The 16,239-nt window shown below is 35.3% G+C and carries 15 protein-coding genes, 2 pseudogenes and 1 other annotated feature; of the genes and pseudogenes, 6 read left to right on the top strand and 11 right to left on the bottom strand.

Annotated elements, in window-relative coordinates:
* Positions 1-100: 100 nt before the first annotated feature.
* Positions 101-1,030 carry a class A beta-lactamase gene (gene bla, locus ACFQZ1_RS15520; RefSeq protein WP_377883092.1) on the bottom strand — a complete coding sequence of 310 codons (930 nt, stop codon included), beginning with the start codon at positions 1,028-1,030 and terminating at the stop codon, positions 101-103.
* A 311-nt stretch (positions 1,031-1,341) separates the two neighbouring features.
* Between bla and ACFQZ1_RS15525 the strand changes: the two genes are divergently transcribed.
* On the top strand, positions 1,342-3,114 hold the full coding sequence (locus ACFQZ1_RS15525; RefSeq protein WP_377883271.1) for a BlaR1 family beta-lactam sensor/signal transducer: 1,773 nt from the start codon (positions 1,342-1,344) through the stop codon (positions 3,112-3,114).
* A 21-nt stretch (positions 3,115-3,135) separates the two neighbouring features.
* Entirely contained in the window at positions 3,136-3,519 is a 384-nt protein-coding gene (gene blaI, locus ACFQZ1_RS15530; RefSeq protein WP_377883093.1) for a penicillinase repressor BlaI, read from the top strand.
* 698 nt (positions 3,520-4,217) lie between these two features.
* Here blaI and ACFQZ1_RS15535 read toward each other — a convergent pair.
* The 5 genes from ACFQZ1_RS15535 to ACFQZ1_RS15555 all read right to left on the bottom strand — a co-directional run bounded on the left by ACFQZ1_RS15535 (position 4,218) and on the right by ACFQZ1_RS15555 (position 8,389).
* Complete coding sequence (locus ACFQZ1_RS15535; protein WP_377883094.1) at positions 4,218-4,790, bottom strand: histidine phosphatase family protein; 573 nt, start codon at positions 4,788-4,790, stop codon at positions 4,218-4,220.
* 169 nt (positions 4,791-4,959) lie between these two features.
* Positions 4,960-5,676 (bottom strand): class I SAM-dependent methyltransferase, encoded by a 717-nt coding sequence (locus tag ACFQZ1_RS15540; protein ID WP_377883095.1) that lies wholly within the window; start codon positions 5,674-5,676, stop codon positions 4,960-4,962.
* A 130-nt stretch (positions 5,677-5,806) separates the two neighbouring features.
* Complete coding sequence (locus tag ACFQZ1_RS15545) at positions 5,807-7,129, bottom strand: hemolysin family protein (RefSeq protein ID WP_377883096.1); 1,323 nt, start codon at positions 7,127-7,129, stop codon at positions 5,807-5,809.
* Between the two features lie 123 nt (positions 7,130-7,252).
* A complete protein-coding gene (locus ACFQZ1_RS15550; RefSeq protein ID WP_242222425.1) occupies positions 7,253-7,660 on the bottom strand; it encodes a MerR family transcriptional regulator in 408 nt (135 codons plus the stop codon).
* Positions 7,661-7,837: 177 nt separating this feature from the next.
* On the bottom strand, positions 7,838-8,389 hold the full coding sequence (locus tag ACFQZ1_RS15555; protein WP_377883097.1) for a cysteine hydrolase family protein: 552 nt from the start codon (positions 8,387-8,389) through the stop codon (positions 7,838-7,840).
* Between the two features lie 125 nt (positions 8,390-8,514).
* Between ACFQZ1_RS15555 and ACFQZ1_RS15560 the strand changes: the two genes are divergently transcribed.
* From ACFQZ1_RS15560 to ACFQZ1_RS15570, 3 genes are all read left to right on the top strand, one after another.
* A complete protein-coding gene (locus ACFQZ1_RS15560; protein WP_377883098.1) occupies positions 8,515-8,937 on the top strand; it encodes an Lrp/AsnC family transcriptional regulator in 423 nt (140 codons plus the stop codon).
* Between the two features lie 141 nt (positions 8,938-9,078).
* Complete coding sequence (locus ACFQZ1_RS15565) at positions 9,079-9,987, top strand: DMT family transporter (protein WP_377883099.1); 909 nt, start codon at positions 9,079-9,081, stop codon at positions 9,985-9,987.
* 37 nt (positions 9,988-10,024) lie between these two features.
* The gene (locus ACFQZ1_RS15570) at positions 10,025-10,201 is read left to right on the top strand and encodes a DUF1272 domain-containing protein (protein WP_377883100.1); all 177 of its coding nucleotides are present in this window, start codon (positions 10,025-10,027) and stop codon (positions 10,199-10,201) included.
* A 147-nt stretch (positions 10,202-10,348) separates the two neighbouring features.
* Here ACFQZ1_RS15570 and ACFQZ1_RS15575 read toward each other — a convergent pair whose 3' ends face one another.
* Positions 10,349-11,173, bottom strand: coding sequence for an MBL fold metallo-hydrolase (locus tag ACFQZ1_RS15575; protein WP_377883101.1), 825 nt, complete (start codon positions 11,171-11,173; stop codon positions 10,349-10,351).
* A 472-nt stretch (positions 11,174-11,645) separates the two neighbouring features.
* Here ACFQZ1_RS15575 and brnQ point away from each other — a divergent pair, with 472 nt between their 5' ends.
* Positions 11,646-13,013 carry a branched-chain amino acid transport system II carrier protein gene (gene brnQ, locus ACFQZ1_RS15580; RefSeq protein WP_377883102.1) on the top strand — a complete coding sequence of 456 codons (1,368 nt, stop codon included), beginning with the start codon at positions 11,646-11,648 and terminating at the stop codon, positions 13,011-13,013.
* A 30-nt stretch (positions 13,014-13,043) separates the two neighbouring features.
* Here brnQ and ACFQZ1_RS15585 read toward each other — a convergent pair whose 3' ends face one another.
* The 4 genes and pseudogenes from ACFQZ1_RS15585 to ACFQZ1_RS15600 all read right to left on the bottom strand — a co-directional run bounded on the left by ACFQZ1_RS15585 (position 13,044) and on the right by ACFQZ1_RS15600 (position 15,765).
* On the bottom strand, positions 13,044-13,448 hold the full coding sequence (locus ACFQZ1_RS15585; RefSeq protein WP_377883103.1) for a hypothetical protein: 405 nt from the start codon (positions 13,446-13,448) through the stop codon (positions 13,044-13,046).
* Between the two features lie 41 nt (positions 13,449-13,489).
* Positions 13,490-13,699, bottom strand: a complete 210-nt coding sequence (locus tag ACFQZ1_RS15590; protein WP_377883104.1) for a hypothetical protein — start codon at positions 13,697-13,699, stop codon at positions 13,490-13,492.
* Positions 13,700-13,739: 40 nt separating this feature from the next.
* A pseudogene (locus ACFQZ1_RS15595) lies at positions 13,740-14,840 on the bottom strand (DUF58 domain-containing protein).
* A pseudogene (locus ACFQZ1_RS15600) lies at positions 14,837-15,765 on the bottom strand (AAA family ATPase). Before ACFQZ1_RS15600 ends, ACFQZ1_RS15595 begins: the two co-directional pseudogenes overlap by 4 nt.
* 221 nt (positions 15,766-15,986) lie before the next feature.
* Positions 15,987-16,218 (top strand) — a binding site (T-box leader).
* The last annotated feature ends 21 nt before the right edge of the window (positions 16,219-16,239 follow it).

Consider the following 16,239-nt stretch of genomic DNA (forward strand, 5'->3'; position numbering starts at 1 on the left):
ATGAAAAAAACCGATTCTCTTCACAATAAAAAGAATCGGTTTTTAGTTTTATCCTCTAGATAACATTGGGTTAATGAATGAGGAAACTGGGATATTATTATTACTTGAGAGCATTAATTGTAATCGTGGCAGCCTGCGCAATGAGTTCATTATCATAGGTAGCATCCTTTGTATCACGACTGGACAGAATTGCAATGATAATGGGTTCTCTATTCGGTGGCCAAACGATTGCAATATCATTTCGTGTTCCGTAGCTTCCGGCTCCTGATTTATCAGCGACTTCCCAGTCTTTTGGTACGCCAGCGCGGATGAGTTTGTCTCCTGTAGCGTTTCCGCGCATCCAATCCGTAAGAATTTTACGTTTGTCAGCTGGGAGTGCATTTCCAACTGTGAAAGCCTTAAGATCGGTAGCAAGTGCTTTAGCTGTACTTGTATCACGGATGTCACCAGGAATAGCTTCGTTTAAATCTGTCTCAAAGCGATCTGCCTGGGTAACTCCATCACCAATCTGTTTGAGCGCTTTTTCAAATCCTTCAGGCCCGCCTAGTTCCTTAAATAAAAGGTTCCCTGCGGTATTATCACTGTAACGAACGGCAGCTTCTACAATCTCTCCAAATGTCATACCGGTATCTACATATTTCTCTGTAATAGGTGAATATTCAACTAGATCATCTTTTGTATAAGTGATAACTTCGTTTAACTTGTCAATTGGATTTTGCATTAGCACTGCTCCTGCAGCTAAAGCCTTAAATGTTGATGCGAAAGCAAACCGTTCATTTTGTTTATAAGAAACTGTTTGATTTGTACCAGTATCAATAGCATAGACACCTAGTCGAGCGTCGAACTTTTTCTCAAGTTGAGCGAACTCTTGATGAGTCGCATGATTTGTATGCTTGGTTTGCTTTGTTTTTTCTTTTGCTTCCACTTGCAATGGTTCACCTGTAAAGAGTCTTACACTTGCAAGACTTAAACTTAGTATGCCAACACACATCCCTATTTTTAGCATCCTTACACTTTTCAAAATAATCATTCCTTTCAGATTTTTAATACTTAAAACAAATGTTAAATTAGATACAATGTATACAATTTGAAAACCAGTTTTTACTATTACATGTAAAACCTCCTAATTATTTAATTAGACTCTTATGTACGAATTGAAAAACAACCTTATTCAAGGAGCTTTATAAGACTACATTTGTAGTCTGATTACATCTGTAGTATAGTATTACATATGTAATCAAATGAAGTCAACTTTTTATTTTTCACCATCAAGCTACTATAAATATGCTATATACTTGTTTTTAAAAATTTAAAAATCCAAGAGAGTTGGTGTTGAAGGACATGTTTTTAACTCATTTTATAATTGGCCTATTGGTGTCTTCATTTTCCGTTACTGTTATTCTACTTATACGAAAATGGTTTGGAAGACAACTAACAGCAAAATGGCACTATCATTTGTGGATGTTTCTTTTTATCGCTTTAGCACTTCCATTCATACCTACTCATTTATATAATTTTAGTTCTCTCTTTAGCGGTGGGGATACATATCAGACTAATGCGCTCAGCCCTAATACAGAAATAACTGGAACTAATATGATGCAGGGCCTACACCTGATAAAAGACTTTTCTGTATCTGTCAATCGGCCGGATCTGTCCTTACTTAATATGGGAGTGATGGGATTATGGGTGTCAGGGGTGTTATTATATACTTTTACTATGGTTCGTGGATGGATTACACTTAGAAGGATAAAGAATTATTCTTCTACGTTTTCCAATCAAGAAGTTCTCGTACTTTTCGAAGAATGCAAGAAAAGACTACAGATTAAAAAATCAATAAAGATTGTTATTTCGAAAAGAGTCCAATCTCCAATGATATTCGGACTTTTTCAAACATATATCGTCTTACCTTCTCAACATGAAAACTGGCTCAGCTTGAAACATTACGAGTATATCTTTCTTCATGAACTGAATCACTATAAAAATAAGGATTTGCTAACAAATTACGTGATATTGTTCTATCAAATCATTTATTGGTTTAATCCCCTTATCTGGCTTGCTTTTAGAGAAATGAGATTAGATCGGGAAATCGCATGTGATACATCTGTTTTACATTTACTAGATGATAATTCATTTAGTGAATATGGAAATACAATCATTAATTTTTTGGATCTTTCTAAACGGTCAAGTAAGCTACAGTTAGTAACAAAAATAAACGGTTCAAAAAGTCAAATCAAAAAACGAATTGAACAAATTGCTGCCTATAAGCCTGGCGCAAAGAAGTCAATAAGAAAAAGCGTCTTTATTTATGTGTTGGTCAGTATAATTTTGACAGTCCAATTACCTGTCATTTCCGCATTTGCTACGGAGAACAACCGATACTATTTTAATAATGACAGAACAGTTTATGAGGATTTACATCAATTCTTTAAAGGGTATAAAGGAAGCTTTGTTTTATATGATCAGAGTGCAAAACAATATCGCATTTATAATGAAGAGAAAAGTACGTTGCGGGTATCACCTGATTCCACATACAAAATCTATAGTGCCTTATTTGCACTAGAATCAAATGTGATATCACCCGAAGAATCCACCCTTTCATGGGACGGGACGAAGCAACCCTATAACGCTTGGAATATGGATCAGGATCTCTCATCTGCTTTACACAAATCTGTAAACTGGTATTTCCAAGAACTAGATCGTAGAACAGGATTTGAAACAATACACTCTAATCTACAAGATATAAACTATGGAAACTCCAATGTATCTGGGGGATTAGGTGAATTCTGGCAAGAATCCTCATTAAAAATTTCTCCAGTCGAGCAAGTGCAACTGCTGCAAGCCTTTTATTATAATCAATTGGGATATAAGGAAATGAATATCCAAGCTGTGAAAGAAGCACTATTCTTAGAAAAGAATGAAGAAGCTCGCCTATCAGGAAAAACGGGTACAGGAACAGTGAATGGAAAAAACATCAATGGTTGGTTTATCGGGTATGTAGAGACGAAGAACAATACTTATTTCTTTGCTACCAATATACAAAATGAAGATGATGCATCTGGAAGCAAGGCTATAGAAATTACTTTATCAATTTTAAAAGATTTAGGAATCTATTAAAGAAAATGGAGGGGGATAAATATGGAGAAAAACATTCCTAGTATATCAGAATCAGAATGGGAAATCATGAACGTGCTTTGGGATAAAGCTCCTCAAACAGCGAATGACATCACACTTTCCTTACAGGAGAGTACTGATTGGAAGCCGAAAACCATACGCACTCTTCTCGATCGATTGGTTCAAAAAGATGTAGTAGGTGTCAATAAAAATCTAAGAGTTTACACCTTTTACCCGCTCTATACACAGGAAGAGTGCCAGCGTGCCGAGACCAAATCATTTATCAAGCGTATCTATGGAGGTACCCTGAAATCCATGCTTGCCCAATTCATTCAGGAAGATACCCTATCTGATGATGAAATCAATGAACTACGCTTTATTTTAGATAAGAAACCTAAAAAGCAATAATATTAAAAAAGGCGATTTGGAATTTTTTCAAATCGCTTTTTTCAGTCGAAATCGAAATAGCGGGGGACATATTACTCATGTAATTATCATTTCTACTCAGATTAAAAAGAATCACTTTCTTCCCGCCCATTAGTCATAATGAACGAAACGACCCCAGTTTGCTAAACGTAGGTTACACTTGGTCATAATGTTAGCGTCAAAAACTAACAACCAGGTGTAGAACTACATGGAGTCGCACCCCACATCCATCAACTTAAGTAAACAAATCTACCCCCATACGATAAAATGAGCTTTTGGGTTACAAGTTAGCACAAAATTTCGTTCTGGGGGTACTATAAAATTTTAGCTTGATGGCTATGTGTCAGTACCCCAAAATGCATAAAAAACACGCATCCTCCCTGGTACAGGTGTATTTGCGTGCACCTGCCATTCACATGTATTGCAAGGATTGCTGCAGATTTGTTTGGATCTATAGTTTGTAGAACCAAACAAATCTGCAGCACCGCGTTGAGAGCGTATGTACGTAAACTGGTACTCAACTCGATGTGCTGTCAAATCGCATGGATACAAGACATACCTCACTGACATTCACCATAAAAACATTGTGTTGGGGTGTTGAACTAACACACCTGACAATGACCGGCAACATGATATTGCTGTTATATAAAGTTTCAGCCTTCCTCAAATAATATTCGAAATCATTCTATCCACAGTCTCTTTATATCAATTAATTGTTCGTCATTAAATTCCATCTTGTATACATCCGGTTTTGATGTCTGCATTAAAAATTCAAATCCATATTGACTATCAAAATATCCCATCATTAAAGTCATGACAAGTCCATGAGTACCAATTACAATTTTATGACCTTTAAAATTCTTTAATATATCTTTCAATACTGCCACAGATCGGCTCTGACAATCTGTATTTGATTCTCCTCCGAGTAATGAAAAATCTGGATTGGAAAACATCTTCTTTACGAGTGGATACAATTCCTTATCTGATATTATCTTATCTTCACTTGAAAACATACATTCTCTAAGGTTTTCGTATATTAATATATCTTTACCATAAAAATGAGCTAAATTCTCTATCGTCAACACTGCCCGGCTATATGGACTTGAAATAAACGTGTCTACTCCTTCATCTTTCAATAATTCAGTTACTCTATACGTATCAAGCCTCCCCTTCTCAGTTAATCCACGCGTTCTTTCGTCCCCTTCTATTTTAGGTGATTCACCATGTCTAACCATGTAAATATATGTATACATAATTCCCCCCTGAAAATACATTCAAATAATAGATTACTATGACTTTATATAACAATTAACATCCGCTATACCCTGCTTTGTTGTAAGACTATTATTCTATGACTATATGACCTAAGATTTAACTTAAAGAAAGCTTACAAGACAATAGTTTTTTCAGATTCTTACATTATTAGAATTCCTTTTTCTTCGCTTTTATAATTAAAAAACTTGGCTGTTTCATTAACTTCTCATAAGATGATGGGTAATTTCTTTTCAATTCTTCCGTCGGAATAGGCTCTATAATTTTTTCAATTTCAAAATGACGAAGCGTTTCATTTATAATGTCTTGTAGTGGCCGACGATAAAAATACATATCAACATATTTACCGCTTTTCTTCCACCTATCATGAATCAATTCGCGCTTAAAATATTCTTTTTTCGCTGATAAATGAATATCCATCGCTGGATGATGAACGGAAAATAAAAATGTTCCATTTGGCTTTAAAATTCTTACAAACTCAGCGAATGCTCGTTCCCAATCTTCAATATAGTGAAGAGCTAAAGAACTAACAACGCTATCATATGTACAATCTGCAAAAGGTAACGTATTTTCAAAGTCTAATTGATAAACCTCAGCTTTTTCTCCTACTCTTCGCTTCGTAGCAGCAACCATCTCCGAACTTACATCAATCGCGGTCACATCTGCCCCCCGATTAAGAAACTGTTTTGTATACCACCCTGCTGCACAGCCAGCGTCAAGTACCTTTATTCCTCTCATACAATCAGGCAACTGACTCATCATAGCTGGACGTTCGTAATCCGTATTATACGGACTGTCATAATCGACGCTATGTTCATAATGCCCGGCAAGTATGTCGTACGCATCAATAATTTGTTGTTTATTCATATCCACCCTCCTCTAACTTCAAAAGACGTAACTTTCATTCTATCACATATCCAAATAATTAAGAATATTAAATTATTTAAGCGAAAATCAATTGATCTCTAACACTTTGAAACACATAAAAAAGCAACAACTATACAGTTGCTGCTTCTTCTTGTTGTAAATCAATTTTACGAATTTCAATACGCTTAATTTGATGTGCGTCTTTTTCTAGAACTTTAAATTCATATCCTTCTGCTTTAACAAATTGTCCTTCTTGAATTTCATGATTTTGCGTCATCACCCAGCCGCCAATTGTATCAACTTCTACCTCATCAATGTGTAATCCAAATAAATCTTGAATCTCACTAATTAACACTTTTCCGTCGACAATTTTATGGTGCTCATCAACATGATGAATCGGAGGATGCTCATCTTCATCATATTCATCACGAATTTCTCCAACAATTTCTTCTAATATATCTTCAAGCGTTACAATCCCCGCTGTCCCGCCGTATTCATCATACAAAACAGCCATTGGAATTCGCTTTTTCTGCATTTGCAGAAGTAAATCATGAATTGGGATAGTTTCCATTACTTCAATGATAGGACGCATAAACGTTCGGATAGATGATAGATCTTCTTTATCATTTTTCATATAACGAATAAAGAAATCTTTTACATTCACCATACCGATAATATCATCTTTATCTTCTCCAAAGATTGGGTAACGTGTATACTTTTCACTTCGGATAATTTTCATATGATCTTCTACTGAATCTTCAAGATAGAAACCAACGATTTCTGTACGTGGCACCATAATCTCTTTCGCAAGACGATTATCAAATTCAAAAATATTGTTTACATACTTATACTCCGCTTGGTTAATTTCACCATTTTCATAGCTCTCTGAAAGAATTAAACGTAATTCTTCTTCCGAGTGCGCTACTTCATGCTCAGAAGCTGGTTTTAATCCGAATAAACCTGTTACAAGACGCGCTGATTTATTTAACATCCAGATAAACGGGAACATGATTTTATAAAATATAATAAGCGGTGCTGCAAACAACATTGTAATTGTCTCTGCTTTTTGAATTGCTACTGTTTTAGGTGCTAGCTCACCAACAACAACATGTAAAAAGGTAACTGTTGCAAATGCAAGAATGTATGATACTGAATTCGCAACCGTTTCTGAGAAATGTAGATCTTGAAATAACGGCTGTAATAAACGATGAACCGTAGGCTCTCCAAGCGATCCGAGCGCAAGAGCTGTAATGGTAATTCCTAACTGACACGCCGATAAATACTCATCTAAATTTGTTGTTACCTTTTTGGCTGCTAATGCGCCTCGTTTTCCTTCCGCAACAAGTTGGTCAATACGGCTTGAACGCACCTTAACCATAGCAAACTCTGCTGCCACGAAAAAACCAGTAAACGCGATTAAAATCGCAATCATAACTAAATTAAATATTTCCAAAGAATCCCCCTTAGTTCGAAAACTAAGGTGTCCACCTCCTGTATGAATAATTGCTTTTTTTACTCTCTAAATTTAGAAAATAAAGCGCTATACAGAAATTAAAAGGGTGGATAGCTCTACCTACTATAAAAGTAAGATAAGAGATTGTATTAAAGCTGTCGTTTGAGTTGATAAATGTTTCGTTAGTTTTTCGCGCTGTGAATCTGTTAACCCATCTAATAACGGTTTTAATTCTACTAATTCCGTCTCCAAACGGTGGATACGCTCTGTTACGTCATTTACTTGTTCCGAAACGTTTTCATTAACACCGAGCAGCTTCTTTTTCTCCTCGATCCTATCCTTAATTTCAGAAAGCGGTATATGCATTTCTTTACATCTCTCAATAAAACGTAATGTTTCAATTGCTGTTTCGTCGTAGTAGCGATAATTAGATTGAGATCGCTCCGCTTTCAAAATACCTAGATTCGTATAATAATCAATCGTTCGTTTCGAAACATGAGCCATGTGAGCCAACTGTCCGATTCGGTACACCTTCCCAACGACCTTCCCTCCCCATATATGTTAAAAACATCATACAATACATAAACTGTACAGTCAAACGTTATGGTTAAAAAGAATGGTTTATAAAAATATTAAGATTTACCTTCACTCAAACAAAAATAAAAAAAGAAGCTACTATACATACCGTATAGTAACCTCTTTTTCCAATTACATTCTACTTAATAAAAACTCTTCTGTTTCTATTACTTTCGCAAACATATTATCTAAAGCACCCATAAATGCCGCATGCACATGTTTGGCTTGAATCGTTTCATTGTGAAATATGAGATCCTTTGTCGTACAAGCATCTTCAATTACTGTGCATCCAAACTCTAAATCACTAGCAGCTCTAACCGTTGTATCAATACACATATGCGTCATCATTCCGCATATCACCAAATGTTCAATGCCCTCCCGCTGAAGTAACTCTAGTAAATTTGTTCTCCGAAAACTGTTTGGATAATTTTTTTGCACGACATATTCATTGTCAAGAGGCGCTACATAAGGATGAATTTTTACACCTTCTGTATTCGGAAGAAAAAAAGTAGCCCCTTCTTTTACTGAAATATGTTGCACATGAAATACAGGTAAATTCATTTTTCTAAAGAAATCTAACACTTTCTTTGCATTTCCTGCTGCCCTTAATGGTTCATGTAATTCAAATCTTCCACCTGGAAAATAATCATTCTGAATATCAATTAATACAAGACCTGTCGTCATTATTAGTCCTCCAATATTTTGAAAATTAAGTTATAATCTTATTATAAATCTTTATTGAATTCGCGATAACATTCTCATGAAAGACTTTAAAGTCATATGATTTCACCATGAAAGGGTTTGGAACCATGATTGATTCAACAGACTTACAAATACTTGATTTACTAAAGAAAAATTCACGAATGCAGTGGAAGGATATTGGAAAAAGCATTCATATGACAGGTCAAGCCGTTGGAAACCGTATTAGAAAAATGGAAGATGAGGGATTAATAAAAGCATATACTATTTTAGTAGATCATCTAAAATTAGGTGTGCAGTATACAGCTTTTATTACTGTTTTCATGAAGACAAATGAACACGCCAAATTCACTTCCTTCATCACAAACAAAGATTCCATTGTAGAAGCCCATAAAATAAGTGGTGAAGGATGTTATTTACTTAAAGTTCAAATAGACTCCCAAGAAAATTTACATAATTTATTAAATGAAATTTTAATCTTTGGCAACTATCGTTTAAATTTGTCAATTCATCAAGTAAAAGAAACTTACTAAGGATAGAAAGGAGAATAGCGATGTACTACAACAACTTATTCGAAAATGATCAGCCAGTAATCCGTCTCTAAGACGAGCATAAAATGCTTCGTCTTAAGGATATCTATCCCTAATCCTAAAAATAGACGGAGGTCATATGATATGAAACATTCATTACTTGGTGCATTTTGTTTATCGCTTGCTGCAAGCATTTGGGGCGGCATGTACGTTGTTAGTAAGTATGTATTAGATTTTGTTCCCCCGCTCACGCTTGTTTGGTTACGTTTCGTTATTGCTTTTGCGATTTTATTTATGATTTTACAAATAGCACAGCGAAAACAGAAAACAAAGATTCCAATCGAAAAAAAAGATTGGTTATTATTTGCTTGGATCGGTTTTATCGGTTATTTTGTCTCCATTACATTTCAGTTCATTGGGACAAAATTGTCCGATGCACATACAGGTTCTTTAGTGACGTCAGCAACACCAGCCTTTATGATCATTTTTGCAAGAATAATAGTAAAAGAACGTATTACCATTCGCAAGTTCATTTCCGTACTCCTAGCAACTTTAGGTGTTATCATTGTCATCGGATGGGATATAGAAATTGGAACGTATTTCACCGGAACAATCATTTTAGTCGGGGCTGCTGTTACGTGGGCATTATTATCTATTTACGTCAAAATCGCCTCGCAACGTTTTTCATCCTTAATCATTACAACGTATGCGATATTTTTTGCAATTTTGTTTATTACACCTTGCATGATATGGGAATTACAATCTAGCAGCATAAAAAGTCTTAACACATTTATTATCTTAGGGATTTTATACCTTGGCATTATTTCAACTGCCGGTGCGTTTTTTCTTTGGAACAAAGGTATGGAATTAATGGATGCAGGAATTGGCTCACTCTTTTTCTTTTTCCAACCCCTTGTCGGGTCATTTCTCGGGTGGTTACTACTGCAGGAAAAACTAAAAACTACATTCTTCATTGGAGCTGCACTCATTGTATTAAGTGTTCTTATCGTTACAATTGATAAAAGAAAAATAACTTCTAATTTAGAGATATGATTATGAAAGTTATTTTACGATATAAGGGGGACGTCCCATGGCGCTAGAAATGAAAACAAACTGTCAAACTTGTGGTATTTCTCTGCAAGGAGATTCAGAAGCATACATATGTGTGTATGAATGTACCTTTTGTCCACCTTGTACAGAGAACACACATCATGTCTGTCCAAATTGCGGTGGCGAATTAGTAAGGAGACCAAAAAGAAAGAAATAAAGATTTCTCTTCCACAAAGTAAAAGCGCAAAATCTATAAGACTTTGCGCTTTTACTTTTGTTTTTTCAACACTTGATTTCTTTTATTTTTTCTAATGATGACTTCTGCTAAATTTTTAAATCCACACTCTCTCTAAAAAGAGTCTTTTTATTTATGTATTAATTTCCCTTCAAGTGCCTCAATATACCTTTTCGCTGATTTTTGAACAGCTTCATTTGCTTTTTCCTTCACAATTCGATGGAATGCATTATACAAACGATTAAACTTTAATTTTTTTACTCTTTCAGCCATCTCTTTCACCTTACTTGCTGGCAATGGAATTAGATTTGGATAACTATACATGAAGCTTACCCAGCTTTGATCAGCAACAACTTGAATAATATCCCCAGTTAATAATATTCCTTTCCCTTCATCTCCAGTTCCCCAATGTAAAACCGAACCACCACTAAAATGTCCGCCTAAACGATGCACTGTAATATCCTCGGAAAGTTTTAAAGATTCTCCAGACCAGAATATAATACGATTACTTGGGCGCATCACCCATTCTTTATCATCTTCATGAATGTATATAGGAACATCAAATCGTTCCGCCCATTCTACCTGTGTAGAATAATAATGCGGATGCGATAAAGCAATCGCGTGAATTCCTCCTAACTCATTCATTTTTTCTACTGTCTCCTCATCAATATAAGCGATACAATCCCATAACAAATTAAACTTATCTGTTTGAACTAAATAAGCAGTTTGGCCAATTCCAAATTCTGGTTTCGTTGTAATGCTATGTAAATGTTCTTCTTCCATTAAAATCTCATTGTTATATGTCTTACTTTGCTGTAAGTTTTCTAAAGTTGTCCATGATTGTCCCATTGGATTTACATATTGGCGTTCTTCATTACAAATTACACAGTTTACAGGCGGTTCTTTATAAAGTGGATACTGGACACCACACGTTGTACAAACATAGTGCTGCATACTATTTCTTCCTTTCTCATTACAATGAATACAGATTAATTCAAAACATTATGAACAATACGTGGAATTAAACTTCCACAGTTCAATAACTTAACGTTTGAGTAACAAAATCCCTTTCCAAACTCTCATTCCTATCCATAATATCACAATTTTTGCTTTTTATTCTATTTTTTCTGAAAATAACCTCTTTATTTTATTGAATATTTAGTTTATTATTTTATTTGTTATATAAAAATAATAATTATCATAAAATATCATATGGTATATCGCTAAAAGAAAGCGCTTTACAATTGCGATTGATTAAATTTTCTATATAATTAAAATGATAGACAAAATAAATTTACGAAAAATTCATTTTTGTCTTGCATAATAATTTATTTTTGTTATTATCGTTAATGGTTCGACAAATAGCGACCTTACATCGAATTCTTTTGTGTAAAAATTCAAAATATTTTAATTTGGAGGTTTTTTCGTGACAAAAAAAGTGCAAACTTCACATATTTTTGTGATTGGGCTTATGCTTTTTGCTCTCTTCTTCGGAGCAGGTAATTTAATTTTCCCTGCTATGTTAGGACAAACAGCCGGAAGTAACGTATGGGTTGCAACCGCAGGATTTTTAATTACAGGTGTTGGCGTGCCACTACTTGGTGTATTAGCGTTTGGTGTTTCAGGTAGTGATGACCTACAAACAATGGCAAGTCGTGTACACCCTTTGTTTGCGAGTGTATACACTTTTATTCTTTATTTAGCAATTGGTCCTCTTTTCGCTTTACCTAGAGCGGGAAGCGTATCCTTTGAAATAGGTGTAAAACCATTTGTAGGAGAAAATAGTGGTCATTTACCTTTAATTATTTTCACTATTCTGTTTTTCGGGATTACTTGTGTACTCTCTTTAAACCCTACAAAGATCGTTGATGTTGTCGGGAAATTTTTAACTCCAATCAAGTTAACATTTATTGGAATCTTAGTTGTTACCGCAGTAATAAAGCCAATTGGTGAATTTCAAGCACCAACACAAGAATTTGTTACAAATTCTTTCTTCAAAGGCTTTCATCAAGGCTATTTAACAATGGACACTCTCGCTGCTTTCGTATTTGGTATTATCATTATTAATGCCATCAAATCGAAAGGTGTAAGTGACAAAAAAGAGATTATAAATGTTTGTATAAAAGCAGCGATTATTGCAGCTGTCGTATTAGTTACTGTTTACACTTCACTTTCATACATGGGTGCTTCCAGTGTTTCTAAATTGGGACATTTAGAAAATGGCGGCGAGGTTTTATCAAAAGTAGCAAATTACTACTTCGGTTCTTTAGGAAATTTATTATTAGGATTGATGATCTCTGTAGCTTGTTTAACAACGAGTGTTGGACTTACAACAGCATGTTCATCTTACTTCCATAAAGTATTTCCACAAATATCATATAAAACATTTGCTGTTATTTTAGCTACTTTCAGTGCTCTTATTGCTAATCTTGGCTTAACAGAACTGATTACCATATCTGTACCTGTATTAACAGCAATATATCCTTTAGCGATTATGCTAATTGTATTAACGTTTTTACACCGATTGTTTAAAGGAAGATCAGAAGTATATCAAGTAAGTTTACTATTCACTTTTATTGTGAGTATCTTTGATGGACTGAATGCGGCAAATTTGAAAGTTGATGCAATAAATTCCTTATTCTCTCGCATCTTACCTTTATATGATGCTGGATTAGGATGGATCGTTCCAGCACTCATCGGAGCTTTATTAGGCTATGGAATTAGTTTATTACGAGTGAAGAACAATCCTAATGTGGATACTTCTCATAATCTTGCGCGTAAAAAAACATCCTAAACTTGTTAAGTTTAGGATGTTTTTTTGTTTTTAATTTTTTTCTGTCCATTTTTTCAATCGGTGTATTTCTTCGCTAGAACCTATTTTTCGTCCATAACGTACCTGCTCGTAAATAGATATAATTTCATCGCTTCTCTTTATACGAGATAACCATCGCTGGATCGTTTCAAACGGACGCCTCTTCTCATATTGCGGCAACGTCTTCTCCCACTCAATTAGAGCCACTCGTATTTCCTCTTCTGGAAGAAACGTAAACTCTCCCGCATTTTCATGATTTTCTCTTTCACTTTCTACAACCTTTATATCCTTTTTCATCAAAGGGTTTACAATTTTTTCCTTTTTACGACGTACAAAATAGGTAATAGTAATACTTCCTAGAACAAGTCCACCGATTGTAGTATATACAGCTGTACTTTTCTGAAATAAACCTTTCAATCCCTTGTTTTGTTTTAATAACGGATTCTTTTTTATTACTTTTACTTTTTCCCATCTGTTCCGTCATCTTCAATCTCTTTTTCTGGTTCATCACTAAAATAGATTGAACCCACACCTTCCTCTTTATTCGGATGAATAAACCGCTGAAACTTTTCTTGCGTAATCACAGCTCCTTGCGACAAAGCAACTGCTATGACTAGTAAGCAAAGACAAATCATAATACGAACAATAAAAATACGGTTCTTTCCCAAACGTCGTGTAACCTCCCTGCTTTCAATACATTTATTTAATTTATTTCACCACTTGCAGCCATCCTCCATGTTTTTCAGGTGGATTCCCAATAATAATCGGAGTAGCTCCAGCTTCTTGCTGGCGGAAACCTGTCTGATAGAAATAAGAAGAGGATAGCGGAACATCTCGATCTGTTAAGGATGATAATAATTGTAATGTTTTGTGTAATTGTTTTCGGTATTTACCAGCCGTTATATGGACAATCCCATTTTCACACATACTGTTCACTCATAGTTCAAATGAACAATCTTGTGCTATTAATTGACGACAAATCCCCGCTGTTACTTCAATTAAATGTTCTATGTCTGGACGCAATGTATAACCTGTCGAACCTAATACATTTAAATACACTGCGTATCGATCCCCTTGTGTGTATTCGTACTTTTTGGTACTTAATACACCTGTTTTTGCAGTTGCTCCCCAATGTATAGAACGAAACGACTCTTGTTCATATGCCTTTACTCCAATGATTTTTGTTTCATCATAAAGAGGAGACACAGCTGCAGTTCGAAATCCATGTTTCCAACTGTTTGTTTCCGGAATATTTACTTTGGCGATGCGAGGATATATACGAAAGCATGGAATATGTTGTTTACTTATCGAGATGTGAATTGTAATAAGCCGAAATGGATCAGACAAAATAATTTCTGCTTCTTGCCAGCTATGTAATCCTCTTTGCTGTGCTGATACATGTAGATCTATTTCTAATGTTTCCTGCTTTTTCAGCTGCAAAGGAATGCGATAAGAATGGACCGATTGTTCTAATTCTCCTTCTGATAATACCCATTTCATATGTTCATCTGAACGAAAGCGAAAGGCAACTTCAAAAATGGGTAGTTTTGTTGGATTTATAATACGTACACGGCAATGCCCAGTCTCATCAATAAAGAGACGTTCATGCTGTTGTGTTATTTCACAATATATTTGTGAAACCTTGCGAACATACCAATGAGCAAAACTAACCATCAGCAAATAAAAAAAAGCAAGTACAAACAGAAAGAAATTTTGTACAAATAGCCACATTAGTATTGTAATAAAGGTGACTATCCCTGCAATATACGTTTCCACAAGCGGATGTTTAATCGTCAACTTCTCTTTCATACATTCTCCACTGGAACAGCTACTTGTTCCAAAATTTCTTTCATTACACGTGCTTTCGTTGTTTTCATATCTCCTTCGATGCTAAGTGTTAAGCGATGGGCACAAACAGGCTCCGCTAATGTATAAAAATCATCAGGTGTGCAAAATTCTCTTCCTTTTAATAACGCACGGGCTTGTGCAGCTCTCATGAAAGCTAACGAGCCGCGCGGACTCACCCCAATTTCAACGAGTTCATGTTGCCGTGTCTTTTCCACAATATCAAGTAAGTAATCTTCTACTTCTTCATGAATTTCAACCTGCTTCGCTTTTTCTTGCAGAGAAAGAATGTCTGCAAGAGACACAACACTTTGCAAGCTGCGCAGCGGATCTTGCTGGCGGAAACGACGTAACATTTCCTTTTCATGCATTCGATTTGGATACCCTTGACGAATCGTTAATAAAAAGCGATCTAACTGAGCATCTGGAAGTGGAAAAGTACCCGCAGATTCTAGTGGATTTTGCGTAGCAAGTACAATAAACGGCTGCGGCAGCACATGCGTTTCTCCAGCAATTGTAACTGTACGCTCCTCCATTACTTCTAATAAAGCAGACTGTGTACGCGGAACGGCACGATTAATTTCATCGACCAGCACAATATTAGCGAAAATCGGCCCCATTCTCGTTTTAAAATCTGATTCTTTCATATCAAAATACTCTAGCCTACTACATCACCTGGCAATGTATCTGATGTAAATTGTACACGTTGAAACTTCCCATCTATACTTTTGGCGAGACTTTTCGCTAATGACGTCTTCCCTGTTCCTGGAACATCCTCTAGCAAAACATGACCATTTGCCACCAATGCAATCATAGCTAAATCAATAACCTCTTCTTTTCCTACAATCACCTGCGAGACATTTTCTCGAATTCTTTCTAAAATTGACATCCCCTCTTCATCCTTTCCCTTCGTTTATTATTTTCTGCCTTTTCTGATATTTATTTGCAGTATACCAGAATCCATATAATTACAGTTTATTTTCGAGATTTTTTGTAAAATAAGTTTCTTTTTTTACATATAATAACTTATGAAAAATACAATTCATTCAAAAAAATATTTGCAAAAATAATTTCAATATTGTATATTATGAATCAACATACTAATGCTATAAAAAAGCTACGAAAAGGACACGAGATATTCTTTACGGTTTTACAGAGAAGGAAGAATTGCTGAGATCTTCCTAACGCAGGAGAATAACTTACCACCTTGGAGCTGTATTGGGGAATTATAGTATCCAATACCGTAGACGCTACGTTACAGCACATGGAGCCATCGATGCTTTTTATAAAGCGCGATGGGAATCTGGGTGGAACCACGGGTATTAACGCACTCGTCCCTGTTTTAGGGATGAGTGCGTTTTTT

This window comes from Bacillus sp. CGMCC 1.60114, from assembly GCF_042676365.1.
Lineage (GTDB): Bacteria > Bacillota > Bacilli > Bacillales > Bacillaceae_G > Bacillus_A > Bacillus_A rhizoplanae_A.